Origin of the sequence: Nonomuraea guangzhouensis, assembly GCF_019396345.1 — a bacterium.
Classification (GTDB): domain Bacteria; phylum Actinomycetota; class Actinomycetes; order Streptosporangiales; family Streptosporangiaceae; genus Nonomuraea; species Nonomuraea guangzhouensis.
The window spans coordinates 157,207-183,851 of sequence record NZ_JAHKRM010000001.1; the positions used below are offsets into that span (position 1 = coordinate 157,207).

Sequence of the window (26,645 nt, forward strand, 5' to 3'; positions counted from 1 at the left end):
CCCGCCGCGACCCCGGCCGGCCGGCCATGCCCCCATCAGGGCCGGCCGACCCTGGCCGGCTGGCCGTGCCCCCCGTCAGGGCCAGCCGGCCATCACCCCGTCTCCGCCGACCCTTTCCGATCTCCGGAGCCTTGGATGCGATCCCTCGCCATAGCAGGTGGCCTCGTCGTGGCCGGCGCGCTGGCCTTCACGGCCTACGCCGTCTACGCCCCGCCAGAGCCAGCCACCGTGACCACGCGGACCGTGACCTTCACCGAGACGCTGCAGTCCCGCCTGAAGCGCCTGCCCGGCGACTACCGAAGCTGGGCCCAGCTCGGCATGGAGTACGTCGACCAGGCCAGAGTCACCGGCGACCCGTCGTACTACACCAAGGCCGAAGGCGCCCTGGCCACCGCGGCCCGCCTGAACGCCGCCGACGACGCGGTGCTGACCGGCCAGGCGGCGCTCGCCGCCGGCCGCCACGAGTTCTCCGACGCGGTACGGCTGGCGCAGCGGGCCATCGGCGCCAACCCGTACAGCGCGGCGGCGCACGGCGTGCTGGCCGACGCCAAGACACAGCTCGGCGACCTGAGCGGCGCCTCGAAGGCCGTGGACAAGATGATGGGGCTGCGCCCCGGCGTGGCGGCGTTCGCCCGCGCCTCGTACGCGGCCGAGCTCCGGGGCGACCGGACGAAGGCCCGCGAGTTCCTGGAGTACGCCCAGAACGACGCCTACGCCCCGGCCGACGTCGCCTACACCCGCTACTACCTGGGCGAGCTGGCCCTGCACTCGGGCGACCTCGCCGCGGCCGGCGACTGGTACGCCAAGGCGCTCCAGGCCTACCCCGCCTACACCCCCGCGGTCGCCGGACAGGCCAGGGTCGCCGCGCTCAGCGGGCGGACGACAGAGGCCCTCGACCTCTACCAGCGGGTGGTCGAGCGGCTGCCGCTGTCCCAGTACCTCATCGAGCAGGGCGAGACCCGGATCAAGGCGGGGTTGAAGCCCGACTGGACCCTGCTGGAGGCCCAGCGCAAGCTGCTGCGGGCCGCCGGCGTGCGGGACGACCTCACCTGGGCCGAGTTCGAGGCCGACCACGGCGACCCGGCGGTGGCCGTCCGGCATGCCAGGGCCGAGTACGCCCGCAACCCCAACCTCGTCGCCGCCGACGCGCTCGGCTGGGCCCTGTTCAAGGCGGGCAAGCCGCGCGAGGCGCTGCCGTACGCGAAGAAGGCCACCTCGACCGGCTGGCGCAATCCGCTGCTCGCCTACCACCGCGCCCGGATCGAGCGCGCGCTCGGCAAGCCCGCGCGCGTGACCCCGGGCTTCGATCCGTCCCTGCCCGCACTGGCGAGGTTCTCATGAGAGTGCTCCGGCTCGGCCTGCTCGTGGGCCTGCTGTTGTCGATGGGCGTGTCGGTCCTGTTCACGACCGCGGCGCGGGCGGAGACGGTGGCGTTGGCGGTGGCCAGGCATCCGCTCGGCAACTTCACCGTCAACCACTACAACGGGCTGCGCCTGCGGCCCGACCGGGTGGAGAACAAGGCGGTCGTGGACGCCGCCGAACTGCCCACGCTCCAGGCCAAACCGAACGTGGACGCCTCGTACGCGGCCAGGACCTGCGCCACGCTGGCCGCCGCCCAGCGGCTCACCGTCCGCGGCGCGGCGGTGCCGTGGCGGGTGGCGGGTTCGGAGTTCGCGTACGCGCCCGGGCAGGGCGGCCTGCAGACCAGCCGCCTGACCTGCCGGCTCGTCGCCACGGCCCGCGTGTCGGGCACGGTGTCCTTCGCCGACACGTTCGAGCAGGACCGGATCGGCTGGCGGGAGATCACCGCCGTAGGTGACGGGGTGCGGCTGACCCGGTCGTCCGTGCCGTCGGCCAGTGTGAGCGACGAACTGCGTAAGTACCCCGAGGACCTGCTGACCAACCCGCTCGACCAGCGCACCGCCACCGTCACGGTCGGCGGCGCGGCCTCCGCCCTGTCCGGCGGCGGCTCCCCCGGCTCCGGCGGTACGCCGTCCGGGCTCGGCACGATCAGCGTCGGCGGGCCGATCGGGGACGCGCTGGCGGCGCTGGACCGGACATTCACCGGCCTGATCGGCTCCGACACGCTCACGGTGCCGCTCGGGTTGCTGGCCGTGGGCCTGGCGATGCTGCTCGGGGCCGGGCACGCGCTGATCCCTGGGCACGGCAAGACGATCATGGCCGCGTACCTGGCCGGGCGGCGCGGGCGGCCGCGTGACGCCCTGGTCGTGGGGGCCACGGTGACGGCCACGCACACGGCCGGGGTACTGGTGGTGGGGCTGCTGCTGAGCGCGTTCACCGCGCTGGCCGGGGAGTCGGTGCTGGGGTGGCTGGGGGTGGCCAGCGGCCTGCTGATCGCCTTCATCGGCCTGCGCCTGCTCCTGTCCACCCGCCGCGACTCGGGTCACGGGCATGGACACGGTCATGGCCACGGACATGGGCACGGCCACGGACATGGTCATGGGCACGGACATGGTCATGGGCACGGCGACAGCGACAGCGACGGGCACGGCCGCGAACGCTCGACGCGGGCCGGTCTGCTCGGGATGGGGGTGGCGGGCGGCCTGGTGCCGAGCCCGTCGGCGCTCATCGTGCTGCTCGGGGCGATCGCGCTGGGCCGTACCTGGTTCGGGGTGGCGCTGGTCACCGCGTACGGCATCGGCATGGCGGCGACGCTCACCGTCACGGGCCTGCTGCTGGTCAAGCTCGTCGACCGCATCGAACGGCGCGCCTCGCTGGGGCGGGGCCTGGCCGCCCGGCTGTCCGCCCTGGCACCGCTGGGCACGGCCGGCATGGTGATGCTGCTGGGCGCGGGCCTGGCCCTCCGCTCGGCCATCGCCCTCTAGGCGCCCGCGCTAGGTGGGCCGGCGGCCGCGCCGGGTGGAGGGCAGGTCATGGCGTCCCGAGACGAACTCCTGGAACGCGATCTTGGCCCTGATCACCGGCCGGCGCCACCGTTCCTCCCGGTGCGCGGCCTTGGCCAGCTTGCGCGGCGAGCGCTTCTCGTAGAACAGGTGGGCCCACGGAGAGCCCGGCCTGGCCAGGCGGATCGCGCAGACCACCAGGAGCACCGGTACGAACAGCCCGACCATCCCGGTCCAGATCTTGCCCTTCGACAGGGTGATGACAGCGAGCACCATGTTCGCCACGATCAGGGCGCCCGGGTTGACCGGGGTCCCGTAGTCGAACGTCAGCGGCCGGAGCCCGGTGAGCAGCAGCCCCGTCACCGCGACCGCGATGAACACCGCGTCGACCGAGGTGCGCCCCTCTTCCTCCCAGTAGACGTCGTGCAGGTGCAGGATCAGCGCGAACTCGTCCAGCACCAGAGCCGACCCGATCCCGAAAACGGCCGCCGCGGCGGCGTAGGCCACCTGCGAGGCCGACGACACCATCAGCCCGCTGACCCCGCCGACCAGCATGAGCACGACCCCGAACACCACGTGGTGGATGTGCATCTCACCCACGTTGACGTTACGGAACCAGCCGACCTTCGCCCTGATCAGCCGCACATTGACGCGGGTCGCCACGAAGGCCGCGATGAGCGCGACGAAGAAACAGAACAGCGGCAGCCGTCCTGTCCCGACGATGTTCAGCTCGAACCAGTTCTTCATGACCTTGGAATTGATGCTACGAGCCCTGTCGCCCTCCCTTGACCGCAAGGGTCCCGAAACGACCTAGGACAGGAACGCGCGCAGCAGTGCCGCTGTGCCTTCCAGGTGCTCCGACACCGCGCGACGGGCCCCTTCCGGGTCGCCGGCCAGGATGGCCGCCACGATCGCCTCGTGCTGGAGGGCGGAGTGGTCGAGGTTCACCTGGAGCATCGGGATGGCGTTGAGGAGGTCGCTGACCCGCAGGCGCGCGTCGGCGCAGGCGGTGGCGAGCAGGGGTGAGCCGGTCAGTTCGGCGATCGACAGGTGGAAGGCCGTGTCCAGGCGCCGGTAGTCCTCGATGCCCGCCTTGTTGAGGTCCGTGAGCCGGCCGCGCAGGAGGGCGCGCTGGGCGTCGGTGAGCGTGGCCGCCGCCAGGACCTCCGCCGCCCCGCATTCCACGGCCATGCGGAAGGTCAGCGCGTCGGTGAGGTCGGCCGCGCCCATGTCGGCCACGATCCTGCGCAGGTCGCCGCTGCCGGGCTGGGGAGGGGCGTAGGTGACGAAGGCGCCGCCGTACCGGCCGCGCCGCACCTCGAGGTAGCCGGCGTCCTGGAGCGCCCGGATCGCCTCGCGCAGGGTCACCCTGCTGATGCCGAGCTGGACGGCGAGCTCGCGCTCCGGGGGCAGCTTCCGGCCCGGCGCGACCACGCCAAGCTTGATCGCCTGGAGCAGCCGCTCTACCGTCTCCTCGAAGGCGTTTCCTGCTCTGACCGGCCGTAACACCGTCATCAACCGCGCCGAGTCGTCCAACGTGTCCTCAGGTCTTGACAAGCGATCCCCATATGCACATCAATGGTCTAAGAGTAGCCCAATTAGCCCGAAAGCGAGCGAACTTCCGTGAGCGAGCGAGGTCTTCCACAACCCGGACCACTGTCCGTCGACGAGCTGCGTGACGAGGTGGCCGCCGGGCGGGTCGACACCGTGCTGCTCGCGATCGCCGACATGCAGGGCCGGCTGCAGGGCAAGCGACTGTCGGCGCGCTATTTCCTGAACGAGGTGCTCGGGCACGGCTCCGAGGGCTGCAACTACCTGCTCGCCGTGGACGTCGACATGAACACGGTCGACGGCTACGCGATGTCCTCCTGGGACCGCGGCTACGGCGATTTCGTGATGAAGCCCGATATTTCCACGTTGCGGTGGGTCCCGTGGCAGGAGGGGACCGTCATGCTCATGGCCGACCTGGCCTGGGAGAACGACGAGGACGTGACCGCCTCGCCGCGGCAGATCCTGCGCCGCCAGCTCGCCCGGCTCGCCGACCGCGGCCTGGCCGCCTTCGTCGGCACCGAGCTGGAGTTCGTGGTGTACGAAGACAGCTACGAGGACGCGTGGAAGCGCGGCTACCGCGACATGACCCCCGCGAACCTCTACAACGTCGATTACTCCCTCATCGGTACGGCCCGCATCGAACCCCTCCTTCGCCGGATAAGGCGGGACATGGAGGGAGCTGGGCTGTACGTCGAGTCCGCCAAGGGCGAGTGCAACCTGGGCCAGCACGAGATCGCCTTCCGCTACGACGAGGCGCTGAAGACCTGCGACAACCATTCCATCTACAAGAACGGCGCCAAGGAGATCGCGGCTCAGGAGGGCAAGTCGATCACCTTCATGGCCAAGCCGAACGCCCGCGAGGGCAACTCCTGCCACATCCACATCTCGCTGTGGAGCGCGGACGGCGTCTCGGCCATGGCGGGCGACGGCCCGCACGGGCTCTCCGAACTCGGCGCCCGCTTCATCGCCGGGCAACTGGCCCACATGCGTGAGCTCACCCTCTTCTACGCCCCGAACATCAACTCCTACAAGCGCTACGTCCCCGGCAGCTTCGCCCCCACGGCCGTCAAGTGGGGCGTGGACAACCGCACCTGCTCGCTCCGGCTCGTCGGCCACGGGCAGTCGCTGCGGATCGAGAACCGGGTGCCGGGCGGCGACGTGAACCCCTACCTCGCGGTCGCGGCGCTGATCGCGGCCGGGCTGCACGGCATCGACGAGGAACTGTCGCTGGAGGACGCGTTCGAGGGCAACGCCTACGAGTCCGGCGCCGAGACCGTGCCCCACACGCTGCGGGACGCGCTGGCGCTGTTCGAGGGGTCGAAGCTGGCGCGCGAGACGTTCGGCGACGACGTGGTGGCGCACTATGCGAACAACGCCCGGGTCGAGCTGGCCGCCTTCGACGCGGCGGTCACGGACTGGGAGCTGTTCCGGGGTTTCGAGCGGATGTGAGCAAGATGCTGATCGTCAATCCGGCGACGGAGGAAATCCTCGCCGACATGGAACTGGCCGACGCGGCCGAGGTCGACCGGGCCGTGGAGCGTGCCAGGCGGGCCTATGAGAGCTGGCGCGACGTGGCGCCCGGCGACCGGGCGCGGCTGCTGCGCCGCTTCGCCGACCTGGTGGACCAGCACCGCGAGGAGCTGGCCCTGCTGGAGCTCACGAACTCCGGCCACCCGATCGGCAACGCCCGCTGGGAGGCGGGCGCGGTACGCGACGTGCTGCACTTCTACGCCGGCGCGCCCGAACGCAACCACGGCAAGCAGATCCCGGTGCCCGGCGGCGTGGACATCACGTTCCAGGAGCCGCTGGGCGTGGTGGGCGTGATCGTGCCGTGGAACTTCCCGATGCTGATCATGAGCTGGGGCGTCGCCCCGGCACTCGCGGCGGGCAACACGGTGATCGTCAAGCCCGCCGAATGGACCCCGCTGACCGCACTGAGGCTGGCCGAGCTGGCCCTCGCCGCGGGCCTCCCCGAGGGGGTGCTCCAGGTGCTGCCTGGGGCAGGGGAGGTGGCGGGGGCCCACCTGGTCGAGCATCCGGGGGTGGCCAAGATCGTGTTCACCGGCTCGACCGAGGTGGGCAAGCAGATCGCCGCCAAGGCGGCCGCCCAGGTCAAGCGCATCACCCTCGAACTAGGCGGCAAAAACGCAAATATCGTATTTGCGGACTCTGATCTCGAAAAAGCGGCGAAAACCGCACCGTATGCCGTCTTCGATAACTCCGGCCAGGACTGCTGTGCCCGGTCGCGGATCCTGGTGCAGGCCGAGGTCTACGACGAGTTCCTGGAGCGGCTGGTGCCGGCCGTGCGGAACGTCAAGGTCGGCGACCCGCTCGACGAGAGCACCGAGATGGGCCCGCTGATCAGCGCCGAACATCTGGACCGGGTGCGCGGCTTCATCGACGGCCCGCCGTACCTCCAGGGCGACTGCCCGCAGGGCAAGGGGTTCTGGTTCCCGCCCACGGTCCTGACGTCGGCGGTCACCGACCGGACGTTCACCGAGGAGATCTTCGGGCCGGTGGTGTCGGTGGTGCCGTTCGCGGACGAGGCGGAGGCCGTACGCATCGCCAACGACACGCGCTACGGCCTCAGCGGCTCCATCTGGACCCGCGACGTCGGCCGGGCGCTGCGCGTCGCGCGGGCCGTGGAGGCCGGCGCGCTGTCGGTGAACTCGCACTCGTCGGTCCGCCACTGGACGCCGTTCGGTGGCTTCAAGGAGTCCGGCCTCGGCCGGGAGCTGGGCCCGGACGCCCTCTCGGCGTTCACCGAGACCAAGAACGTCTTCATCTCAACGGAGTGAGCACATGCAGCGTTTGCACAACCGCGTCGCCGTGATCACCGGCGCGGGCGGCGGGATCGGGCTGGCCACCGCGCGCCGGTTCGCCGAGGAGGGCGCCAAGGTGGTCTGCGCCGACGTCGACGAGGAGGCGGGCACCAAGGCCGCCACCGAGGTGGGCGGGATCTTCGTCAAGGTCGACGTGACCAGCGAGGAGGACGTCGTCCGGATGTTCCAGACGGCGTTCGACACCTATGGCTCCGTCGACATCGCCTTCAACAACGCGGGCATCTCGCCGCCCGACGACGACTCGATCCTGGAGACCGGCATCGACGCGTGGCGCCGGGTGCAGGAGGTGAACCTGACCAGCGTCTACCTCTGCTGCAAGCACGCGATCCCGTACATGCGGCGGCAGGGGAAGGGCTCGATCATCAACACCGCGTCGTTCGTGGCGGTGATGGGCTCGGCGACGTCGCAGATCTCCTACACCGCCTCGAAGGGCGGCGTGCTGGCGATGTCGCGCGAGCTCGGCGTCCAGTTCGCGCGTGAGGGGATCCGGGTGAACGCGCTGTGCCCCGGGCCGGTCAACACGCCGCTGCTGCGGGAGCTGTTCGCCAAGGACCCCGAGCGGGCGGCGCGGCGCCTGGTGCACGTGCCGGTGGGACGCTTCGCCGAGGCGTCCGAGATCGCGGCGGCGGTGGCGTTCCTGGCCAGCGACGACGCCTCGTTCATCACCGGCTCGGAGTTTCTGGTCGATGGGGGTATTTCGAGTGCGTACGTCACCCCGCTGTAGGAAGGGGATGTCGTGAAGCGGCCTGTCATCGGGATCACGTCCTATGTGGAGCCTGCCCGGTACACCGTGTGGGACATGCCGGTCGCCCTGTTGCCGTACATGTACGTGGAACAGGTGGTCCGGGCCGGTGGGCAGCCGGTGATCCTGCCGCCCGCCGGGGAGCCCGCCGAGCTGGTGGGACGGCTGGACGGGCTGATCCTGGCCGGTGGGGGCGACGTCTCGCCCGACCGGTATGGGCAGGAGCCGGATGAGCGGACCGGCTACATCCGGAAATTTCGGGATGCGGCGGAGTTTGCGGTGCTGGAGGCCGCTCTTGAGGCAGACGTGCCCTATCTCGGGATATGTCGGGGGATGCAGGTGCTCAACGTCGCGCTCGGCGGGACGTTGCACCAGCATCTGCCCGACGTGGTCGGACACACCGGGCACTCCCCCGCACCCGGCCAGTTCGGCCAGCTCCCCGTACGGCCCGTGGCGGGCACCCGCGTCGCCAAGGCGCTCGGGGCCGAGCCGGAGGACGTGCCGCACTACCACCACCAGGCCGTCGACCGGCTCGCTCCCGGGCTGACCCTGGCCGCCGTGGCCGATGACGGCACGGTCGAGGCGGTGGAGCTGGAGTCCCGGACGTTCGCCGTGGCCGTGCAGTGGCATCCGGAGGCGGCGAAGGACTGCGCGCTGTTCGAGGCACTCGTCGCCGCCTGCTGAACGCTCGAGCCCTGCCGCAGTGAAATGGCACAATCCGTACGCGACAACTCCCCCATAACGGCACTAGGCTTGCCGCATCACCGACGAACCTGTGCGGGAGAGCGTCCTGGCATCCGGCCAGGGCCCCTGAAGGAGCAAGCCCTCCCCGCGAACCTCTCAAGGCAAAGGACCGCACGGACGAGGTGTCCTCTGGAAAGCAGGCCTGGTGGCCTCGCCGAAGGTGAAAGTCCGGCAAAATCCGGGCGAAGCTCTCAGGCACCGATGACAGAGGGGGAGGATCCTTGCATCCGATCCTGCCCTGAGGTGTGCATATGTCCCGACCCACACCGCTTCGAGACGTCCATGAGAGCCTCGGCGCGACACTGACCGACTTCGCCGGGTGGCTGATGCCGCTCCGCTACGGCAGCGAGTCCGCCGAGCACAACGCCGTCCGCCAGGCGGCCGGGCTGTTCGACCTCTCCCACATGGGCGAGATCTTCGTGACCGGGCCGCAGGCCGGCGAGGCGCTCGACTACGCGCTGGTGGGACACCTGTCGGCACTCGCGTCCGGCCGGGCCCGCTACACCATGATCGTGAACGAGCGTGGCGGGGTGCTGGACGACCTGATCGTCTACCGGCTGGGGGACGAGGAGTTCATGGTTGTGGCTAACGCCTCCAACTATGAAAAAGTCGGGGAAGAGCTGAAAAATCGCGCCAAGTCGTACAACGCGGTGGTTGAGGATCGCTCGGAGCAGTACGCGCTGATCGCCGTACAGGGGCCGCGCGCGCAGGAGATCCTCGCCACGCTCACCGACGCCGACCTCGCCGGGCTGAAGTACTACGCGGGGCTGCCCGGTCTGGTCGACGGGCGGCAGGCGCTCATCGCGCGCACGGGCTACACGGGCGAGGACGGTTTCGAGCTGTTCGTGGCCAACCAGGACGCCGTGCCGCTCTGGCACGCGCTGACCGAGGCCGGCCGTACGTACGGGCTGCGCGCGGCGGGTCTGTCCAGCCGTGACACGCTCAGGCTCGAAGCGGGCATGCCGCTGTACGGCAACGAGCTCGGCGTCGAGCTGACCCCGTTCGACGCGGGGCTGGGCAGAGTGGTGAAATTCGACAAGCCGGGCGACTTCGTCGGCAGGTCGGCGCTGGAGGCGGTCAAGGACACGCCACCACGGCGCCGGCTCGTCGGCCTGGTCGCGCGGGGGCGCCGGGTGCCACGCCATGGATACCCGGTGACCAAGGACGGCGCCGTCGTCGGCGAGGTCACCAGCGGGGCCCCCTCCCAGACTCTGGGCAAACCCATCGCGATGGCCTACGTCGACAGCGGGGTCGAGGCAGGTCTGGCCGTGGACATCCGGGGCAGCCATGAACCTATGGACCTCATTGAGCTGCCCTTCTACAGGAGGAACAAGTGAGCAACATCCCAGACGACCTGAACTACACCAAAGAGCACGAGTGGGTGGCCGGCGTCGACGACGGCATCACCGTGACCATCGGCATCACGGCCTACGCGGCCGAGGCGCTGGGTGATGTCGTCTACGTGCAGCTCCCCGAGGCCGGCTCGACCGTCGAGGCGGGCGACTCCGTGGGCGAGGTCGAGTCGACCAAGTCGGTGAGTGAGATCTACACCCCCGTCGGCGGCGAGGTCGTCGAGGTCAACCAGGCCGTCGTGGACGACCCGTCGCTGGCCAACAGCGACCCCTACGGTGACGGCTGGATGTTCCGCGTGCGCGTGGAAGGCGACCCCGAGGACCTGCTCTCCGCCGAGGAGTACTCGGCGCTCACCTCAGGCGAGTCCTGATCCACCCGCCGGGGTCCTGCCGGACCCCGGCCTTTCTGAAGGGCGCCCATCGATGGCGATCAGCGTCTTCGACCTTTTCAAGATCGGCATTGGCCCGTCGAGCTCGCACACCGGCGGTCCCATGGCCGCCGCCCACCGGTTCGCCCGTGGCCTGCACGATGACGACCTGCTCGCGCGTACGGCCCGCGTCGAGGCGATCCTGTACGGCTCGCTCGGTCTGACCGGCAAGGGCCACGGCAGCGACAAGGCCGTCCTGCTGGGGCTGTCCGGCGAGAAACCCGAGCTGGTCGACGTGGACGGCATCGACGCGCGCCTGGCCGAGATGCGCGAGTCCGGCACGGTCAAGCTGTACGGCACGCGGGAGATCCCCTTCGTCGTGGGCGAGGATCTCGTCTTCGAACGCAAGATCTCCCTGCCCGAGCACCCGAACGGCATGCGCTTCACCGCCTTCTCCGCCTCGGGCGAGACGCTGCGCGAGAAGGTCTACTTCTCGGTCGGCGGCGGCTTCGTGGTGGACGAGCAGGCCACCGGCGCCGACCGCATCAAGCCCGACGACACCGTCCTGCCCTACCCCTTCACGACCGGGGAAGAGCTGCTCAAGCACTGCAGCAACACGGGCCTGTCCATCTCCGCGCTGATGCTGGAGAACGAGCGGGCGTTCGGCCGCTCCCCCGAGGAGATCCGCGCCGAGATCCTGCACCTGTGGCGGGTCATGTGCGAGTGCGTCGAGCGCGGCATCGCCAAGGAGGGCGTCCTGCCGGGCGGCCTGAAGGTCAAGCGCCGCGCGAACCGCCTGCACCGCCGCCTGCAGACGGAGGCGCCGGAGACGGACCCGCTGCACGCCATGGACTGGGTGTCGCTGTTCGCGCTGGCGGTCAACGAGGAGAACGCGGCGGGCGGGCGCATCGTCACCGCCCCCACGAACGGCGCCGCGGGCATCATCCCCGCCGTCCTGACGTACTACTCCCGGTTCATCCCGCACGCCGCCGACGACGGCATCGTCCGCTTCTTCCTCACCGCGGCGGCGATCGGCGTCCTGTTCAAGGAGAACGCCTCGATCTCGGGCGCCGAGGTCGGCTGCCAGGGCGAGGTCGGCTCGGCCTGCTCCATGGCCGCCGCGGGCCTCACCGAGGTCCTGGGCGGCACGCCCGAGCAGGTGGAGAACGCGGCGGAGATCGGCATCGAGCACAACCTGGGCCTGACCTGCGACCCGATCGGCGGCCTGGTCCAGATCCCGTGCATCGAACGCAACGCGGTGGCCTCCATCAAGGCCATCGCCGCGGCCCGCATCGCCCTGCGCGGCGACGGCCAGCACTTCGTCGCCCTGGACAAGGCGATCAAGACGATGAGGGACACTGGCCGCGACATGCTCGACAAGTACAAGGAGACGTCGCGCGGCGGGCTGGCCGTCAATGTCATCGAGTGCTGAGCGGCTGATCAGCGGCGGACGTGGACCCGGACCACGGTGCCGACCTCGTCGTCGCGGACCTCGCGGCGGATGCGGCCGACGATCTCCTTGTCCAGTTTGTGGACCACCGCGCCGACGTCGGCGGAGGAGGGGCAGCTGAGGGAGATGCGCAGGCGGGCCGCGTCGCCGACCACGCGGGCGCTGGCCCGGGTCAGGCCGTCGATGTCCTTCAGGCCGATGCAGAGCATGGCCGTGCCCGTGCCGTTGCGGACGCCGTGGCGGCCCCAGCCCAGGCAGAGCATCAGCCAGCGGAACGCGGCCAGGGCGAGCACCAGCATGACGAACGCCCCCGCCCACAGGGCCCACGGCTGGTCGGCGATGGCCTCGGCGGTGCGATCCGGCAGGACCTTTCCGCGTGGCGACAGGCCCGGCAACTTGTCCTCGCCCCGTAGCCAGGCGTAGCCGCCCAGGACCACCAGCAGCGCGCCGACCACGGCCAGGCCGATCCGGTTGCCCGAGTACTGCCGCATCACAGCCCCTTCCGGCGCAGCCGTACGATGACCTCGGCCGCGGCCAGGGTGCCCACGCTCGCCAGCCGGTCGCCGACCGCGCTGCCGACCTGTCTGAGCATCGAGCCGGAGCTCTCGGGGCCGGTGAAGACCCGGACCTCGATCGTGCGCCTGCGCAGCCGTACCCGGGCCCGTTCCACGCCCTCGACCTCCTGGGCGACGGCCCGCAGCGTACGGCGGAGGCCGACCCGGGTGATGCCGATGACGATCAGCGGGTCGGACGTCTCGACCGGCACGAGCCTGGACCGGCCGGGTACGGCGGCCAGCAGCAACAGCACGGCACCCGCGCCCACCGTCAGCAGGGCCGGCAGCGACAGTTCGGCCCAGGCGCGATGGGCCGCGAACTCGAGGAGGCGGGACACCGGCAGCCAGCCGAGCGGCCTGCCCAGCAGGGCGGACACCACCTCGGCGGTGGTGAGCCCGAGCCCGGCGGTCACCGCGAACGCCACGACGGCCCCGGCGGGCGTGCGCGCCGGTCTGAGCACCCGGCCCGACCTGCGCAGCGGGCTCTCCTGCGCGACGATCCCGGCGCCGGACAGTATCTGCTGGAGGGCGGTCATCACACCGCCAGAGGTACACGGACCGGGCATCCCCCGGACCATTCCCCCGCCGCCGGTTTGCCGGATCATTACGGGAGGCGCAAATAAGATGAACCACCCTCATATTCAACTGCCCGATATGCCGTTAAGCTGCCGGTATGGACGATCGCCGGCGCTACGACACGGCTACCACAGCGCTCGAACCGCCGTTCGCGATCCTCGATCTCGCGGCCATGCGCGCCAACGCGGCCGATCTCGTACGGCGGGCGGCCGGCAAGCCGATCCGGGTGGCCAGCAAGTCGATCCGCTGCCGTTCCGTCATGGAACGCATCCTGGCCATGGACGGCTTCCGCGGCATCATGGCCTTCACGCTGCCGGAGGCGCTCTGGCTGGTCGAGCGGGGCTTCACCGACGTGCTCGTGGCCTACCCCACCGCCGACCGGCACGCGCTCGCGGCGCTGGCCGGCGACGCGCGGGCGGCCGAGGAGATCACGCTGACCATCGACTCCACCGACCATCTCGACTACATCGAGAACGCGGTGACGGCCGTCCATCCGCGACTGGAGCTCCGGCTGTCGATGGACCTCGACGCGGGATATGTGGCGCTCGGCGGGAGGTTCCGGGCGGGCGCCCTGCGCTCCACGATCCGCGAGCCCGAACAGGCCGCCGACCTGGCCGCCGACATCGCCAAGCGGCCGGGCTTCCGCCTGGCCGGGCTGATGGCGTACGAGGGGCAGATCGCGGGGGTCGGCGATGATCCGCCGGGCAACGCGGCGTTCGCCCGGGTGATCAGGGTCATGCAGAGCCTGTCGGCCCGCGAGCTCATCCTGCGCCGCGGCGGCATCGTGAACGCCGTCCGGCAGCTCTGCGACCTGGAGTTCGTCAACGGCGGCGGCACCGGCTCCATCGAGCGGACCGTGCGGGAGCGGGCGATCACCGAGGTGGCGGCCGGCTCCGGGTTCTTCCATCCCCGGCTCTTCGACTTCTACCGCGCCTTCACCGGTCATCCGGCCGCGCTGTTCGCGCTCCCGGTCGTGCGCCGGCCGGCGGTGGACGCGGTGACGGTGCTCGGCGGCGGCTACCTGGCCTCCGGACGGCCGGGGACGAGCCTGCTGCCGCAGCCGTACCTGCCCGCGGGGCTGCGCTACACGCGTGACGAGGGCGCGGGCGAGGTGCAGACGCCGCTGCTCGGCCAGGCGGCCCAGGACCTGCGGGTAGGCGACCGGGTCTGGTTCCGGCACGCCAAGGCGGGCGAGATGTGCGAGCGCTTCCCCGAGCTCCACCTCGTCGACGGCGACACCGTCGTGGAGACCGCTCCGACGTACCGGGGCGAAGGCAGAACCTTCCTGTAAACCGGCTAGACGCGGCGGCGACGGCGGCGCCAGAGCATGACGGCCGCGCCGATCACCAGCACCGCGCCCACACCGATCAGCACCGGCGCCAGGCCGGGCGCCTCGTCGTCCCACAGCCGGTCGGGGTTGTCGCCCGGCTCGGCCGGGCGCGGTGTCATCCCCAGCGCGTCGCCGACCGAGGCCACCAGCTGACCCGCCCGCGTCTTGACGTCGGCCACCGTGCGCTCGGCGACCCGCTTGGGACTCACCCGGTCGGCGATGGCGTCGACCGTGTCCGCCAGCTCCGCGCGCGTCCGCGCGATCCGCCGCTCCAGCTCGTCGGGATCGGTGTCAGCCATGGCTCTCCTTTCGACCAATGACGCAGGCATTGTTCATTGATCAGTCTGTCAGGTCGCCGTCCCGCCTGGCACGCCGGGCAGGCCGGTAGGTTTTGTTCGACGAACTCTGGAGGGCCCCATGACCGAAACCAAGCTCGCGCCCGGCGACGCCGCGCCCGAGTTCACGCTACCCGCCGCCGACGGCGAGGCCGTCTCCCTCGAGACCTTCCGCGGCAAGCGGGTGATCCTCTATTTCTACCCCGCCGCGATGACGCCGGGCTGCACCAAGCAGGCGTGCGACTTCCGCGACAATCTCGGTCAGCTGACCGCGGAGGGTTTCGTGGTGCTCGGCGTGTCGAAGGACAAGCCGGCCAAGCTGGTCAAGTTCGCCGAGCGCGACTCCCTGAACTTCCCGCTCCTGGCCGACCCCGAGCTGGACGTGCACAAGGCGTACGGCGCGTACGGCCCCAAGAAGCTGTACGGCAAGGAGGTCGTGGGCGTGATCCGCTCGACCTTCGTCATCGACGCCGACGGCAAGATCGAGCAGGCCCTCTACAACGTGAAGGCCACCGGCCACGTGGCGAGCCTGAAGAAGAAGCTCGGGCTGGCCTGAAAAGGCAGGGGCCCGTCCCCCGTGCGACGGGCCCCCAGCGCACCGCCGGGACGCTAAACTCGGCTCAGGCCCGCGTCGGCGGGAGCTGCGCGGGCGTGGCGAAATGGCATACGCGGCAGGTTTAGGTCCTGTTGGTGGAGACACTGTGGGGGTTCGAGTCCCCCCGCCCGCACCTCGGCTACCTCAGCGCGTAAGCCCTGATCACCTCCTGTGCCAGCGCCGCCCCGCGCGTGTCGGCGGCCTTGAGCCGCAGCGAGACATACCCGGAGGCCGGCGGCCGGTCGAGCGTGGCCTCATAGGCGCCGTTCCCCTTCGAGGTGAGCCGCCGGACCGCGCGCCACGAGGCGCCGTCGTCGTACGACACCTCCAGCGACACGTCCTTGATGGGACTGGCCACCGCGCCGTCCTGGTGGCGCAGGGTCAGGCCGAGCCGTGGCGAGGCGGCCTGGTTGCGCAGGTCCGTCGGCGCGGCATAGTCGGCCAGCAGCAGCGGGACCGTCGTCCCCGACCCGGCGTCGTGCTCCGACGGGAACGTCCAGGCCGTCTTCGTCCTGGTCGACAGCCGGGCCCAGGTGGCGCGGTTCTCGATGTCATACTCCATCCGATACGTGGCGGCCCCGGCCGGAACGAGCAGGACTCCCTGGGGCCGCCTGTCGGTCTGCGCCAGCAGGGTGTCTCCCCGGTACAACCGCCAGCCGGTCTTCATGCCGGTCTCGAAGTCGTCGGTCTGCGCGACGCCGGTGTTCCGCCCCGCGTCGATGAGTCCCCACAGGTCGATCTGCAGCTGGTCGCCCACCCTGCGCAGCGGCCGGACCGGCCCGGGTCCGGGCAGCAGCGGCTGCTTGAACCAGGTGCGTTCGATCCGTTCACCGGCCTGGAAGGGCGCGTCGTCGGGGCCCGCGACCCCGATGTGGGCGCGGTCGTGCTCCCAGGTGTAGTTGTAGGGCCGTTCCGGCGTCTCCATGCTGCTGCTCCAGCGCACCCCGGGACCGGCGGAGAGGTAGTCGACCCGGTCACGCGGGGTCCGGGGGACGGGCCGGCCCGTGTCCCAGGAGGTGGTCTCCCATGGCTGCCACCCGAAGCGGTTCTCGGAGAGCGTCACGTCGTCGGCGAGCTGGCTGTAGAAGTCCGAGTCCACCCGGGCCAGGGACCTCGCGCGGACGGTGTGGTCGAGCTTGTCCCTGATCCTGCCCTCCTCGCTGAGGTACAGGTCGTACACGTACGGGCTGGCCACGATGCCCTTGGCCAGGATCGGCACCGGCAGCCGGCGCAGCCGCTCGGCCAGCCGGGTGCCCTCGCGGCCGGTGAGCGCGACGGTCGGCACCTTCAGCTTCACCCCGCTCTCCGACACCGGCAGATCACCGTAGACCGCGACCATCCGGGCCCCGGCCGCGGCGGCGGCGTTGGACTGGGCGGCGACCGTCAGGTCGGCGGTGCGGCGGATCAGCGCGAGCCTGCCGCGCAGGTCGCGGCCCTTGAGGTCCGCGGGCGTGCCGGTCCCGGCGTCCACGGCCAGGAGCAGCGCGGAGCCGTCGAGCCGCGGGAAGTCGGCGGACAGGTCGCTGAACCACACGGGGTCGACGTAGTCGGGGTTCAGCTCCAGGCCGGCCGTCCGCATGGTGATGGCGGGGGCTTCGAGGTGCCACCGGGTGGCGACGGCGAACGCGCCCTTGGAGACCAGCTTCGTCGGCTGCAGGTAGTACGTCTCGTCGGCGCTCTCGTCCTGCAGGATGGTCTCGGTGAGCGGCGTGCCCTTGGCGGGTGTACGGGCCCAGATGAGCTTGGTCGCGGTGCCCCGGTTCCGCTTGGTCGGGTGGTCAGGCGTGTCGACCTTCACCTCGACCGCCTTGCGGGCGTCGAGCACGACCTTGGCGTCGCCGGTGACCTTCAGCTCGGGGTCTCCGGCGAGGCTCACGTTGAGCACGGTGCCGCGGTCGGGGTAGGACATGCTGTCGACCGTGGGGCGCAGGGTCTTGATGACGCCGAGCACGGAGTAGGTGCCGGGTGGCACCAGCACGCACGTGCCGGCCTGGTCCTCCTCGCACCTCCGCACCGGGTCGAAGGGCAGTTCGCGGCCGTCGCGGGTGCCGTCGTCCACGTTCAGCGCGGTGACGGCGGCCAGGGCGGGACGGCCGTCCCTGGCGATCGCGCTCACCCGCAGCCGGACCCTTTTGACCTCGACGCTGCCGGTCAGTGAGGTGCGGATCGGCCGGCCGCCCCGCGGCGTCGCGACGAGCTCCGCGCGCTGCCGCCCGGGCTGCGCCTTGGCTGCATCGAGGGTGATCCGCGCCGTCGCCTTCGCGCCGGCGGGCAGGGAGAGCTCAGCGGGCGAGACGCTGAACGGGCCACCGGTGGCCAGGCCGAGGGTGACCGGGGTCTTGCCGGGATTGCGGTAGGTGATCTCGCGGGTCACCGGCTTCCCGGCGGGCGCCTCGGACAGCCCGAAGTCGATCGGGCCCTCGGCGGCCAGCACCGGCTCCCCGAGCGCCGCGGCCACGTCGACCCGGCCGGTGCCGCGCTTGTCCACCGGCGTGTCGGGCATGGGCTTGGCCGTACCCATGAGCAGGGACTTCAGCTCGCCGGCCGAGATGCCGGGGCGGGACTGGCGCAGGAGCGCGGCGGCCCCGGCGACGTGCGGGGTGGCCATGGAGGTGCCGGACAGGCGGGTGTAGTTGTCGTCCACCGGCTCGCCGAGCGAGGTGCCCTTGGCTCTGGCCGCGACGATGCCGACGCCCGGAGCGGTGATGTCGGGCTTCACCGCGCGCTCCAGACCGATGGGGCCGTAGCTGGAGAACTCGGCGAGCCGGTCCTGGCCGTCCACCGCGCCGACGGTCAGCGCGGCGGGGGCGTCTCCCGGGCTCCCGACGCAGGCCTCGCAGCCCCGGTTGCCCGCCGCCACCACGAACAGCGTGCCGTACGTGCCGTACAGCTCCCCCAGGGCGTCGGTCAGCGGACCGCCTGGACTGGTGTCGCCCAGGCTCATGTTCACGATGTCGGCGTGCTTCTCCCCCGCCGCCCATTCCATCCCGTCGATGATCCACGAGCTGAGCCCCTCGCCGCCGGCGTCCAGGACCCGGCCGTTGAGCAGCTTGACGCCGGGAGCGACGCCCTTGCGCGAGCCGCCGGAGGCGGCGCCGCTGCCCGCGATGATGTCGGCGACGTGCGTGCCGTGCCCGAACTCGTCGGTCGCGCTGCCGCTGTCGGTGAAGTCGCGCTCGTCGGCGACCTTCCCCGCCAGGTCCGGGTGCCCGGTGTCGATGCCGGTGTCCAGGACCGCCACCGTCGTGCCCGTGCCGTCATAGCCCGCCGACCACGCCGCCGGCGCGCCGATCTGCGGCACGCTGTGGTCCAGCGCCGGCTCCACCTTGCGGTCGAGCCAGATCTTGGCGACACCGTCGAGCGGGCTCTTCGCACGTCCGGCGGCCAGCGCGGACAGGTCGCCGCCGAACCCCCTGGCCGCGCTCTTGGCCAAGCGGACACCCGACCCGCCGATGCTCTCCAGCGTGCGGACCGCCTTCAGCGCGGGGATCACCGGTAAGGCGCCCTGCTTGCCGTACGTCACGATGAGCGAGATGGCGTCCGACTGGGCGTCGGTGTAGCCCTGGGCGGCGAGGGCGGTCACGTTGAAGAGGTCGGGGTCGAGGCGGCCGGGGACCAGCGCCTCCACGTCGCTGGGCAGCACGGTGAGCTGCCCGGCGTCCTCGGTGATGCGGAAGCCGGCCGGCGGCCCGTCCCCGCGCGGAGCGGCCGTGACACTCGCTTTCTGGCGGCCGTCGGCGGTCAAGGAGACGTGCACCTGGTCGCCGGTGATCAGCGTGATGTCGTAGCCCTGCTTCGCGGGGTCCGCCGTCGGTGCCGGAGCTCCGTCGGCGCGCGCCCCCGCGCCGGTCACCATGGTGGCCGTGGCCACCGCCAGGGAGGCGGCCACCGCTGTCCAACGCCTGGGCCTCACGGGCCACCTCCAGAAGGCGAGTAATGTGCCGACCCAATTCCTAGTGACCTGGGGGCGTTCCGGTCTATAGGTCTCGCCTGGCGAGATCCCGACTTGTCGTAAACCCGCCTGGACTACGCTCCCTTACGGGACGACAGGACGGTGGTGAGCGGCCATGGCGCAGCGGCGGCTACTGGAGGGCCTCGGCGTCAGCGTCGCCGAGGAGACGGCCTACCGGGCGCTGCTCCGCCACGGCCCCGCGACGCTCAGCCAGCTGGCCACCGAGACCGGCGCGTCCGCCGCGGCCATCCGCCGGATGCTGCCCAGGCTGGAGGACCTGGGGCTGATCTCCCGGGTGGCGGGCCGACCGCTGCGGCTGATCGCCACGCCGCCGAACATCGCCATCGACGTGCTGGTGGCCCGCCGCCAGGAGGAGATCACGCACAGCCGGGCCGCCGCGGCGCTGCTCGCCACCGAGGTGGCCGACCGCACCGGGCCGCATCCCGAGGAGGTGCTGGAGGTGGTGACCGGCCGTTTCGCCGTTGCGCGCCGCTATCTCCAGCTCGAACGGAGCGTCACGACCGAGATGCTCGTGCTGGTGCGCCCGCCGTACGCGGTCGACATCCTGGACGATCAGGAGAACCAGCAGCGCGCCGCCCACCAGGGCCCGGTCGTCCGCGGCATCTACGGACCGCTGGCGTTCGAGGAGCCCGGCATGCTGGCGCACACGCGGCAGGCGATCGCCGACGGCGAGCAGGCCCGGCTGGGGCAGGTGCCCGTCAAACTGGCCATCGCCGACGGCCGCACGGCCATGCTGCCGCTGGTGTCCGACGAGCACAGGGCGGTGGAGAGCGCGCTGGTCGTGCACCCGTCGGCGCTGCTCGACGCGCTCGTGGGGCTGTTCGAGGTGCTGTGGCAGGCGGCAGTGCCGCTGCGGCTGTCGGCCGACCCGGCCGCGCGCATCGAGCGGGAGGTGTGGCCGCAGCCGGGCGACACCGAGGTTCTCGCCCTGCTGGCGGTGGGGATGAAGGACGACGCCATCGCGCGGCAGCTCGGTCTCAGCCCGCGTACCGTGCAGCGCCGGGTGCAGGAGCTCTGCGAGCGGCTGGGGGCTCGTACCCGGTTCCATGCCGGGTTCCTGGCCGCGCAGCACGACCTGCTGGTTCTCGACCGCGATGCGCCCTAACCACCCTTGGTGGGGGTGAGCACGGGCGTGGGCGTACCGGTGCGGGGCATCGTGGGCACGGGCGTCGGCATGCCCGTGGGGACCATCGTGGGCATGGGCGTCGACGTGGGCCAGGTGGAGGGCACGGCGTCGGGGCCGAGCCTGGGCATCGGATTGACGTACGGCGGCTGCTGGCGGCAGTAGGTGCCGCCAGGGAGCGGGCGACAGTCCGGGTAACCGGGGTAGCGCTCCCAGGCCGGGCTCTGCCAGTAGACGCGGGGCACGTCGTGACCGTGGACGATGCCGCTGATCACCGCCACGGCGCCGCCCCCGAGCACGCCGCCGATGATCAGTCCGATGAGACCCGCGCCGATGATCTGCGCGGGCTTCTGGCGAATGAAGTCGCGGAAGCTGTCGGAGCGCGGAGGCGCGTATGTCGCAGTGTCACCGGAGCGCGGGGCGCCTAACCCGTCTCCAGGGGTCGGGTCGCGTGGCGCTTCCTCTTCGCCACGCGACCCGGCGTCACGATCATGATCCGCCATCACGATCTCCCTTTACTCGCCCCAAAGGGCGCTCCCAACGACAAGAGTGCCCGATGCCCCGTAAGGCTGGTGTAAGACCTGGGTCGTACCCGGATCTCCCCCTACAGGCGGACAAACGCACGCTGCAGCCTCCGTATCGTAATGATGTGTTCGGCAGGGTACTGGCTTGGTCGGGACGCCACGGCAAGCTCATGGACGGCCTCCGGGTGGCGCCGCTGGCAGTGTTCTGCCTGTTCATGGCCGTGCCCTATGGGGCGAATGGTCCGTTCGACAACGGCAGCCTGTACATCGGGGTGCCGGGCTACCTCGTGCTGTGCGTGGCGCTGATCGTCCCGCTGCTGTGGCGGCGCGACCGGCCGCTGACCGTCTTCGCGATCCTCTCGCTGACCTGCTTCGCGCAGTGGCTGGCGAAGATCGATCCAATGCCCGCCGACATCGCGGTGCTGGTCGCGCTCTACTCGGTGGCCTTGCGATGCACGTCCCGCTGGGCGATCGCCGCGGGCGCGGTGGCCGAGATCGGCGTCCTGCTGGTCATGGTGCACTGGAACGCGCCGACGTTCAGCCTCTTCTTCAGCGGCTCGATCCTCGTGGTGACGGTCTGGCTGATGGGCCTGTACGCCAGCACCCGCAGGCGCTACATGGAGAGCCTGGAGGAACGGGCCGAACGCGCCGAGCGCGAACGCGACCAGCAGGCCCGGATAGCCGCCACCGCCGAGCGCACCAGGATCGCCAGGGAGCTGCACGACGTGGTGGCCCACAACGTCAGCGTGATGGTGGTCCAGGCCGACGGCGCCGGATACGCCATCGACAGGGACCCCGACCAGGCGCGGCAGGCCGTACACAACATCTCCAAGACCGGCCGCGAGGCGCTCGCCGAGATGCGCAGGCTGGTCGGCGTGCTGCGGGAGGACGGCTCCGACAGGACCGACTACACGCCGCAGCCGGGCCTCGGGCAGTTGGAGGAGCTGGTCCGCGGTGCGGGCGTGCCCGCGCGGCTGCGGGTCGGCGGCCCGCCCGGCGAGCTGCCCGAGGGGCAGCAGCTCGCGGTCTACCGCATCGTGCAGGAGGCCCTGACGAACGCGCTCAAGCACGGCGGCCCCGGCGTCCACGCGCTCGTCGAGCTGCAGTACGGCGGACGCGAGCTGGTCGTGCGGGTGACCGACGACGGCCGGGGCGCCATGGCGCCGCGCAGCCCCGACGGTCACGGGCTGGTCGGGATGCGGGAACGGGTCGGCATGTACGGCGGAGCGGTGTCGGCGGGTCCGCGCACAGGCGGCGGATTCGAGGTGCTGGCCCGGCTGCCGGTGCCGGGCACCAGGGCGGCCTAGTGATCCGGGTGATGCTGGTCGACGACCAGGAGTTGCTGCGGGCCGGGTTCAGGATGGTGCTGGGCGCCCAGCCCGACATCGAGGTGGTGGCCGAGGCCGGCGACGGGGTGCGGGCGCTGGAAGTGCTGCGCGACGTCGAGGTGGACGTGGTGCTCATGGACGTACGCATGCCGAGGATGGACGGCGTGGAGGCGACCCGGCACATCGACGGCCCCAAGGTGCTGATCCTGACCACGTTCGACCTCGACGAGTACGCCTTCGCCGCGGTCAAGGCCGGCGCCTCGGGCTTCCTGCTCAAGGACGTGCCGCCCGACGACCTGGTGAGCGCGATCAGGTCGGTGCACGCGGGCGACGCCGTCGTGGCGCCGAGCACGCTCAAGCGGATGCTCGGCAGGTTCGCCGCCCAGTTGCCGACGGACCAGCTCGCGGACGCGTCGGAACTGACGCCCCGCGAGCGCGAGGTGCTGCTCATGGTGGCCCGCGGCCTGTCCAACCTGGAGATCGCCGCCCGGCTGGTCCTGGCGGAGGCGACGGTGAAGACGCACCTGGGCCGGGTGCTGGCCAAGCTGGGGCTGCGGGACCGCGCCCAGGTGGTGGTCTACGCGTACGAGGCCGGGCTGGTGGTCCCGTCCCATCAGCCGAAAGGCTGACCCGGGTCATCGCTGGGCCTACCCGGAGTCCCTCCTCAGGGCCCATGTTTCGGGCATTTTCCGCTCCTAGGTTGGTCACGTTCCCGCAGATGAGAAGGAGTGAACGTGACCCTCACCGATACCCGGCGCCAGGCCCCCTCGGCGGTGGTGGCAAGAGCGCTGACCAAGGTGTACGGCCAAGGCGACGCGCAGGTGCACGCCCTCCGCGGCGTGGACGTGGCCTTCGCCACGGGCGCGTTCACCGCGATCATGGGCCCGTCCGGCTCCGGCAAGTCCACGCTGATGCACTGCCTGGCCGGCCTCGACACCGCCTCCTCCGGCACCGTGCACATCGGCGACGTGGAGCTGACCGGGCTCAACGACAAACAGCTCACCATGCTGCGCCGCGAGCGGATCGGCTTCGTCTTCCAGGCGTTCAACCTGCTGCCGACCCTGACCGCCGAGCAGAACATCCGCCTGCCCCTGGAGATCTCCGCGCGCCAGCCGGACCAGTTGCTCTTCGACCGCGTCATCGACACGGTCGGGCTGCGGGACCGGCTCGCCCACAAGCCGACCGAGCTCTCCGGCGGCCAGCAGCAGCGCGTCGCCGTGGCCAGGGCACTGATCAGCAAGCCTCAGGTGATCTTCGCGGACGAGCCCACGGGCAACCTCGACTCGCGCAGCGGCGCCGAGGTGCTGTCGTTCCTGCGCACGTCCGTACGCGAGCTCGGCCAGACCATCGTCATGGTCACGCACGACCCGGTGGCCGCGGCGTACGCCGACCGCGTGGTGTTCCTGCGCGACGGCGAGCTGGTCAGCGAGATCAGCGCGCCCTCGCCGCAGTCCGTGCACGACACGCTGATGAAGCTGGAGGCCTGAGTTGCTGAAGACGACTCTGGCCGGGCTGCGCGCGCACAAGCTGCGGCTGCTGCTCACCTCGCTGGCGATCACGCTGGGCGTCGGCTTCATCGCCGGTACGTTCGTGCTGACCGACACCGTCAAGGCCGGCTTCTCGCAGCAGGCGACGGCCGAGGCGGACAAGGTCGCCCTGGCCGTACTGCCCAAGGACGGTGACGCGACCCTGCCGCAACGCACGCTCGAACAGGTGCGCGGCCTGCCCGGCGTCCTGGAGGCGCAGGGGCTGATCCGCGGCAGTGCGCCATTGCTGGGCAAGGACGGCAAGACCGTCGGCAGCCGGGCGACCATCGGCATCTCGATCGTGTCCGGCCGGCTCGGCCGTGCCGCCATCATCACCGGCACCGGCCCCGGCTCCGACGACCAGGCGGCGGTGCTCGACAAGAACACCGCCGAGGCCCAGGGACTCAAGCCCGGCGACACGATCACCGTGCTCGACCCCCGTCACCGCGAGCAGCGGTTCAGGCTGGTCGGCATCATCGACACCGGCCTGGACCAGGAGCTGGGCTACTCCGGCGCGATCGGCTTCACCCCGGCCACGGCTCAGCGCATGACCGGGGCCAAGGGCTTCGTCGAGATCGACGTTGCGGGAGACGCCGCCGGGCTCAAGCAGGCGGTCGCCGGCGCCGCCGGAGCGGGAGCGGTGGTCAAGACGGGCGCGGAGCTCGCCGAGAGCCTGTCGGCCGCGGCCGGCGTCGAGCTGGAGTCGCTGACCACCGGGCTGCTGCTGTTCGGCCTGGTGTCGATGCTGGTGGCCGCGCTGGTCATCTACAACACGTTCAACATTCTCGTCGCCCAGCGGGCCCGGGAGATGGCGCTGCTGCGCTGCATCGGCGCCACCCGCGGGCAGGTGTTCGGCTCGATCATGCTGGAGTCCACGGCCGTCGGGCTGCTGTCGTCCGCGCTCGGCCTGCTCGTCGGCTATGGCCTGGGCGCCGCCACGCTGGCGGTGCTCGGCGCGCTCGACTCCCCGCTACCCACGAACGCGACCGTCGCGCTGTCGCCGGCCACGATGGCCAGCGGCCTGGCCCTCGGCCTGTTGGTCACCGTAGGGGCGGCGCTGCTGCCCGCGCGGGCCGCCACCGGGGTCGCACCGATCGCGGCGCTGCGTACGCAGGCGGAGGAGCAGACGTTCCGCACGGGCGTCATACGCGTGATCCTCGCCGCGGTCTTCCTCGTCGCCGGGCTCGGTACGGCCGGCGTCGGGGCGCTGGCGCTGGACCCGGGCGGGATGGTGCCGCTCTTCGTCGTCATGGCCGGCGGCGCGCTGACCTTCCTGGGCGTGCTGATCCTCGGACCGGTGCTGGTCAAGCCGCTGAGCGCGCTGGTCGGCTGGATCCCGGCCAAGCTGTTCGGCGTGCCGGGACGCCTGGCCGTGGACAACTCCGGCCGCAACCCCCGCCGGGCCGCCACCACGACCGTGGCGCTGACCATCGGCGTGACGCTCATGACGCTGATCTCGGTGGTCACCGCCTCGACGCGGGAGACGATGACGGCCAGGCTCGACAGCCAGTTCCCCATCGACTACCTGCTGGCCACCCAGGAACGCGAGGCCGCCGTCCCCCGGTCGGTGGCCGACGAGCTGCGGCGCCGCCCCGAACTGGCCTCGGTGCTGCAGATCCGCGAGACCAAGGCCAAGGTCTCCGGCGATTCGGTCAAAATCGGCACCTTCAACGGCCCCATCAAGCCGGAGGTCACGTCCGGTTCGATGGCTCGGCTGGAGTCCGGGCAGGTAGCGGTGTCCGACCAGGCGGTCAAGCAGCTCGGGCTGCGACTCGGCGACACGGTCGCGGTAGGAACCCCCAAGGCCGGGACCGTCACGCTACGGGTGGTCGCCGTCCTCAACGCCGATTCGTCGGCCCTGCCGGCGCTCACCGTGGCCGAACGGGCCTTCGACGAGTACTTCGACCAGGTGCCCGACTCGCGGGTGATGGTGAACATCAAGGACGGCGTGCCCGCCGCCCAAGCCCGCAAGGTGGTGGACGCCGCGACGGCGACCTACCCGATGGTCCAGGTGACGAGCGCGACGGAGGTACGCGGGCAGTTCGACGAATCGCTGGACATGATGCTGATGATCATCACTGGACTGCTGGGACTGGCGATCCTGATCTCGCTGCTCGGCATCGCCAACACGCTGTCGCTGTCGGTACACGAGCGGACCAGGGAGTCGGCGCTGCTTCGGGCGCTCGGGCTGACCAGGCCGCAGCTGCGGCGGATGCTCTCGGTGGAGGCGCTGGTGCTCGGGCTGATCGGGGCGCTGGTCGGGGTGGTGCTCGGCGGCGTGTTCGGGTGGGCGGCGATGCGGGCGATGATCGCGGGCGCCGGGTTCGTGGTGCCTGGTGGGCAGATCGCGCTGTTCGTGGTGCTGTCGGGGCTGGCCGGGGTGCTGGCGGCCGTACTGCCGGCGCGGCGGGCGGCTCGGGCGTCGATCGTGGGGTCGCTGGCAACCGGATAAAGTGCGATAAATCGTGATAAAGGTGTCAAATCTCGGATAGAGGACACCTGGGGCGGCGAGCCTCACCCCTCGCGGCCCCACCTTTCGTGGCTCCGCCCGCACGGCAGCCGGGCACACACCGACCCGGCGTACGACGGCCTGGCGTGCAGCGGCACTGGCGTACGCGCACAACGGACCGTGCGCAGGCGAGCCGCACACGGCTGCCGGGCGTCCTGGGGGTGGCGCCCGGCAGCCGGACCCACATCAGATCCGCGTGGCGACCCAACATCCCGAGAAGGCGACGCCCGACGAGGGACGCCCGCCGCTCGGCGCCGCCGCCCCGACCACCCTGCGCCCCGACCACCCTGCGTCCCGACCACCCTGCCCCCGGGCCTCCTGGTCAGCGAGAGGCGCGGTCATTAGGCGCGCGAGAGGC

23 protein-coding genes, 1 tRNA gene and 2 riboswitches are annotated in these 26,645 nt (G+C 71.3%); of the genes, 17 read left to right on the forward strand and 7 right to left on the reverse strand.

Annotated elements, in window-relative coordinates; genetic code table 11:
• Positions 1-135 precede the first annotated feature (135 nt).
• Both KME78_RS00705 and KME78_RS00710 read left to right on the forward strand, forming a co-directional pair.
• Complete coding sequence (locus tag KME78_RS00705) at positions 136-1,341, forward strand: tetratricopeptide repeat protein (protein ID WP_219526719.1); 1,206 nt, start codon at positions 136-138, stop codon at positions 1,339-1,341.
• A complete protein-coding gene (locus tag KME78_RS00710) occupies positions 1,338-2,846 on the forward strand; it encodes a nickel/cobalt transporter (protein ID WP_219526720.1) in 1,509 nt (502 codons plus the stop codon). Before KME78_RS00705 ends, KME78_RS00710 begins: the two co-directional genes overlap by 4 nt.
• Before the next feature lie 9 nt (positions 2,847-2,855).
• Here KME78_RS00710 and KME78_RS00715 read toward each other — a convergent pair whose 3' ends face one another.
• Positions 2,856-3,611 carry a hypothetical protein gene (locus KME78_RS00715; RefSeq protein WP_219526721.1) on the reverse strand — a complete coding sequence of 252 codons (756 nt, stop codon included), beginning with the start codon at positions 3,609-3,611 and terminating at the stop codon, positions 2,856-2,858.
• A 63-nt stretch (positions 3,612-3,674) separates the two neighbouring features.
• A complete protein-coding gene (locus KME78_RS00720) occupies positions 3,675-4,379 on the reverse strand; it encodes a FadR/GntR family transcriptional regulator (RefSeq protein WP_219527175.1) in 705 nt (234 codons plus the stop codon).
• A gap of 108 nt (positions 4,380-4,487) precedes the next feature.
• Here KME78_RS00720 and KME78_RS00725 point away from each other — a divergent pair, with 108 nt between their 5' ends.
• The 7 genes from KME78_RS00725 (at position 4,488) to KME78_RS00755 (ending at position 11,896) form a co-directional block, all read left to right on the forward strand.
• A complete protein-coding gene (locus KME78_RS00725) occupies positions 4,488-5,864 on the forward strand; it encodes a glutamine synthetase family protein (RefSeq protein ID WP_219526722.1) in 1,377 nt (458 codons plus the stop codon).
• 5 nt (positions 5,865-5,869) lie between these two features.
• Positions 5,870-7,213 (forward strand): aldehyde dehydrogenase family protein, encoded by a 1,344-nt coding sequence (locus KME78_RS00730; RefSeq protein ID WP_219527176.1) that lies wholly within the window; start codon positions 5,870-5,872, stop codon positions 7,211-7,213.
• A 4-nt stretch (positions 7,214-7,217) separates the two neighbouring features.
• Entirely contained in the window at positions 7,218-7,982 is a 765-nt protein-coding gene (locus KME78_RS00735; RefSeq protein WP_219526723.1) for a 3-oxoacyl-ACP reductase, read from the forward strand.
• A 12-nt stretch (positions 7,983-7,994) separates the two neighbouring features.
• Positions 7,995-8,684, forward strand: coding sequence for a gamma-glutamyl-gamma-aminobutyrate hydrolase family protein (locus KME78_RS00740; RefSeq protein ID WP_219526724.1), 690 nt, complete (start codon positions 7,995-7,997; stop codon positions 8,682-8,684).
• Between the two features lie 84 nt (positions 8,685-8,768).
• Positions 8,769-8,866: riboswitch (glycine riboswitch) on the forward strand.
• Positions 8,867-8,962, forward strand: a riboswitch (glycine riboswitch).
• A 33-nt stretch (positions 8,963-8,995) separates the two neighbouring features.
• Entirely contained in the window at positions 8,996-10,081 is a 1,086-nt protein-coding gene (gene gcvT, locus KME78_RS00745) for a glycine cleavage system aminomethyltransferase GcvT (RefSeq protein WP_219526725.1), read from the forward strand.
• Complete coding sequence (gene gcvH / locus KME78_RS00750) at positions 10,078-10,467, forward strand: glycine cleavage system protein GcvH (RefSeq protein ID WP_219526726.1); 390 nt, start codon at positions 10,078-10,080, stop codon at positions 10,465-10,467. The genes gcvT and gcvH overlap by 4 nt, the downstream gene beginning before the upstream one ends.
• Positions 10,468-10,519: 52 nt before the next feature.
• Positions 10,520-11,896, forward strand: coding sequence for an L-serine ammonia-lyase (locus tag KME78_RS00755; RefSeq protein ID WP_219526727.1), 1,377 nt, complete (start codon positions 10,520-10,522; stop codon positions 11,894-11,896).
• A gap of 8 nt (positions 11,897-11,904) precedes the next feature.
• On the opposite strand, the gene KME78_RS00760 is transcribed toward KME78_RS00755, so the two are convergent.
• Together KME78_RS00760 and KME78_RS00765 are read right to left on the reverse strand one after the other, a co-directional pair.
• Positions 11,905-12,405, reverse strand: coding sequence for a hypothetical protein (locus tag KME78_RS00760; RefSeq protein ID WP_219526728.1), 501 nt, complete (start codon positions 12,403-12,405; stop codon positions 11,905-11,907).
• Positions 12,405-13,004: a DUF6286 domain-containing protein gene (locus KME78_RS00765; RefSeq protein ID WP_219526729.1), complete on the reverse strand. Its 600-nt coding sequence runs from the start codon at positions 13,002-13,004 to the stop codon at positions 12,405-12,407. The genes KME78_RS00760 and KME78_RS00765 overlap by 1 nt, the downstream gene beginning before the upstream one ends.
• 137 nt (positions 13,005-13,141) lie before the next feature.
• On the opposite strand from KME78_RS00765, the gene KME78_RS00770 reads away from it, so the two are divergent.
• The gene (locus tag KME78_RS00770) at positions 13,142-14,335 is read left to right on the forward strand and encodes an amino acid deaminase/aldolase (RefSeq protein WP_219526730.1); all 1,194 of its coding nucleotides are present in this window, start codon (positions 13,142-13,144) and stop codon (positions 14,333-14,335) included.
• A gap of 5 nt (positions 14,336-14,340) precedes the next feature.
• Here the strand turns inward: KME78_RS00770 and KME78_RS00775 are convergent, their stop codons facing one another.
• Positions 14,341-14,673 carry a DUF3618 domain-containing protein gene (locus KME78_RS00775; protein WP_219526731.1) on the reverse strand — a complete coding sequence of 111 codons (333 nt, stop codon included), beginning with the start codon at positions 14,671-14,673 and terminating at the stop codon, positions 14,341-14,343.
• A 118-nt stretch (positions 14,674-14,791) separates the two neighbouring features.
• Here KME78_RS00775 and bcp point away from each other — a divergent pair, with 118 nt between their 5' ends.
• Both bcp and KME78_RS00785 read left to right on the forward strand, forming a co-directional pair.
• Positions 14,792-15,265: a thioredoxin-dependent thiol peroxidase gene (gene bcp / locus KME78_RS00780; RefSeq protein WP_219526732.1), complete on the forward strand. Its 474-nt coding sequence runs from the start codon at positions 14,792-14,794 to the stop codon at positions 15,263-15,265.
• 89 nt (positions 15,266-15,354) lie between these two features.
• Positions 15,355-15,437 (forward strand) — tRNA-Leu (locus KME78_RS00785).
• Between the two features lie 6 nt (positions 15,438-15,443).
• On the opposite strand, the gene KME78_RS00790 is transcribed toward KME78_RS00785, so the two are convergent.
• Complete coding sequence (locus tag KME78_RS00790) at positions 15,444-19,217, reverse strand: S8 family peptidase (protein WP_308126753.1); 3,774 nt, start codon at positions 19,215-19,217, stop codon at positions 15,444-15,446.
• Positions 19,218-19,371: 154 nt separating this feature from the next.
• On the opposite strand from KME78_RS00790, the gene KME78_RS00795 reads away from it, so the two are divergent.
• Complete coding sequence (locus KME78_RS00795; protein WP_219526733.1) at positions 19,372-20,382, forward strand: helix-turn-helix transcriptional regulator; 1,011 nt, start codon at positions 19,372-19,374, stop codon at positions 20,380-20,382.
• On the opposite strand, the gene KME78_RS00800 is transcribed toward KME78_RS00795, so the two are convergent.
• Positions 20,379-20,903: a hypothetical protein gene (locus KME78_RS00800; RefSeq protein ID WP_219526734.1), complete on the reverse strand. Its 525-nt coding sequence runs from the start codon at positions 20,901-20,903 to the stop codon at positions 20,379-20,381. The genes KME78_RS00795 and KME78_RS00800 overlap by 4 nt on opposite strands.
• Positions 20,904-21,049: 146 nt before the next feature.
• Between KME78_RS00800 and KME78_RS00805 the strand changes: the two genes are divergently transcribed.
• From KME78_RS00805 to KME78_RS00820, 4 genes are all read left to right on the forward strand, one after another.
• Positions 21,050-22,231 carry a sensor histidine kinase gene (locus KME78_RS00805; RefSeq protein WP_308126754.1) on the forward strand — a complete coding sequence of 394 codons (1,182 nt, stop codon included), beginning with the start codon at positions 21,050-21,052 and terminating at the stop codon, positions 22,229-22,231.
• Positions 22,231-22,881: a response regulator gene (locus tag KME78_RS00810; RefSeq protein ID WP_219526735.1), complete on the forward strand. Its 651-nt coding sequence runs from the start codon at positions 22,231-22,233 to the stop codon at positions 22,879-22,881. The genes KME78_RS00805 and KME78_RS00810 overlap by 1 nt, the downstream gene beginning before the upstream one ends.
• 105 nt (positions 22,882-22,986) lie before the next feature.
• The gene (locus KME78_RS00815) at positions 22,987-23,739 is read left to right on the forward strand and encodes an ABC transporter ATP-binding protein (protein ID WP_308126755.1); all 753 of its coding nucleotides are present in this window, start codon (positions 22,987-22,989) and stop codon (positions 23,737-23,739) included.
• A gap of 1 nt (position 23,740) precedes the next feature.
• On the forward strand, positions 23,741-26,230 hold the full coding sequence (locus KME78_RS00820; RefSeq protein WP_219526737.1) for an ABC transporter permease: 2,490 nt from the start codon (positions 23,741-23,743) through the stop codon (positions 26,228-26,230).
• The last annotated feature ends 415 nt before the right edge of the window (positions 26,231-26,645 follow it).

What these genes read in the sequence shown, in the direction of transcription:
- KME78_RS00705 (WP_219526719.1), top strand. Translation starts at nt 136, where the DNA reads ATGCGATCCCTCGCCATAGCAGGTGGCCTCGTCGTGGCCGGCGCGCTG.
- KME78_RS00710 (WP_219526720.1), top strand. Translation starts at nt 1,338, where the DNA reads ATGAGAGTGCTCCGGCTCGGCCTGCTCGTGGGCCTGCTGTTGTCGATG.
- KME78_RS00715 (WP_219526721.1), bottom strand. Translation starts at nt 3,611, where the DNA reads ATGAAGAACTGGTTCGAGCTGAACATCGTCGGGACAGGACGGCTGCCG.
- KME78_RS00720 (WP_219527175.1), bottom strand. Translation starts at nt 4,379, where the DNA reads ATGACGGTGTTACGGCCGGTCAGAGCAGGAAACGCCTTCGAGGAGACG.
- KME78_RS00730 (WP_219527176.1), top strand. Translation starts at nt 5,870, where the DNA reads ATGCTGATCGTCAATCCGGCGACGGAGGAAATCCTCGCCGACATGGAA.
- KME78_RS00735 (WP_219526723.1), top strand. Translation starts at nt 7,218, where the DNA reads ATGCAGCGTTTGCACAACCGCGTCGCCGTGATCACCGGCGCGGGCGGC.
- gcvT (WP_219526725.1), top strand. Translation starts at nt 8,996, where the DNA reads ATGTCCCGACCCACACCGCTTCGAGACGTCCATGAGAGCCTCGGCGCG.
- KME78_RS00755 (WP_219526727.1), top strand. Translation starts at nt 10,520, where the DNA reads ATGGCGATCAGCGTCTTCGACCTTTTCAAGATCGGCATTGGCCCGTCG.
- KME78_RS00760 (WP_219526728.1), bottom strand. Translation starts at nt 12,405, where the DNA reads ATGCGGCAGTACTCGGGCAACCGGATCGGCCTGGCCGTGGTCGGCGCG.
- KME78_RS00765 (WP_219526729.1), bottom strand. Translation starts at nt 13,004, where the DNA reads ATGACCGCCCTCCAGCAGATACTGTCCGGCGCCGGGATCGTCGCGCAG.
- KME78_RS00770 (WP_219526730.1), top strand. Translation starts at nt 13,142, where the DNA reads ATGGACGATCGCCGGCGCTACGACACGGCTACCACAGCGCTCGAACCG.
- KME78_RS00775 (WP_219526731.1), bottom strand. Translation starts at nt 14,673, where the DNA reads ATGGCTGACACCGATCCCGACGAGCTGGAGCGGCGGATCGCGCGGACG.
- bcp (WP_219526732.1), top strand. Translation starts at nt 14,792, where the DNA reads ATGACCGAAACCAAGCTCGCGCCCGGCGACGCCGCGCCCGAGTTCACG.
- KME78_RS00795 (WP_219526733.1), top strand. Translation starts at nt 19,372, where the DNA reads ATGGCGCAGCGGCGGCTACTGGAGGGCCTCGGCGTCAGCGTCGCCGAG.
- KME78_RS00800 (WP_219526734.1), bottom strand. Translation starts at nt 20,903, where the DNA reads ATGGCGGATCATGATCGTGACGCCGGGTCGCGTGGCGAAGAGGAAGCG.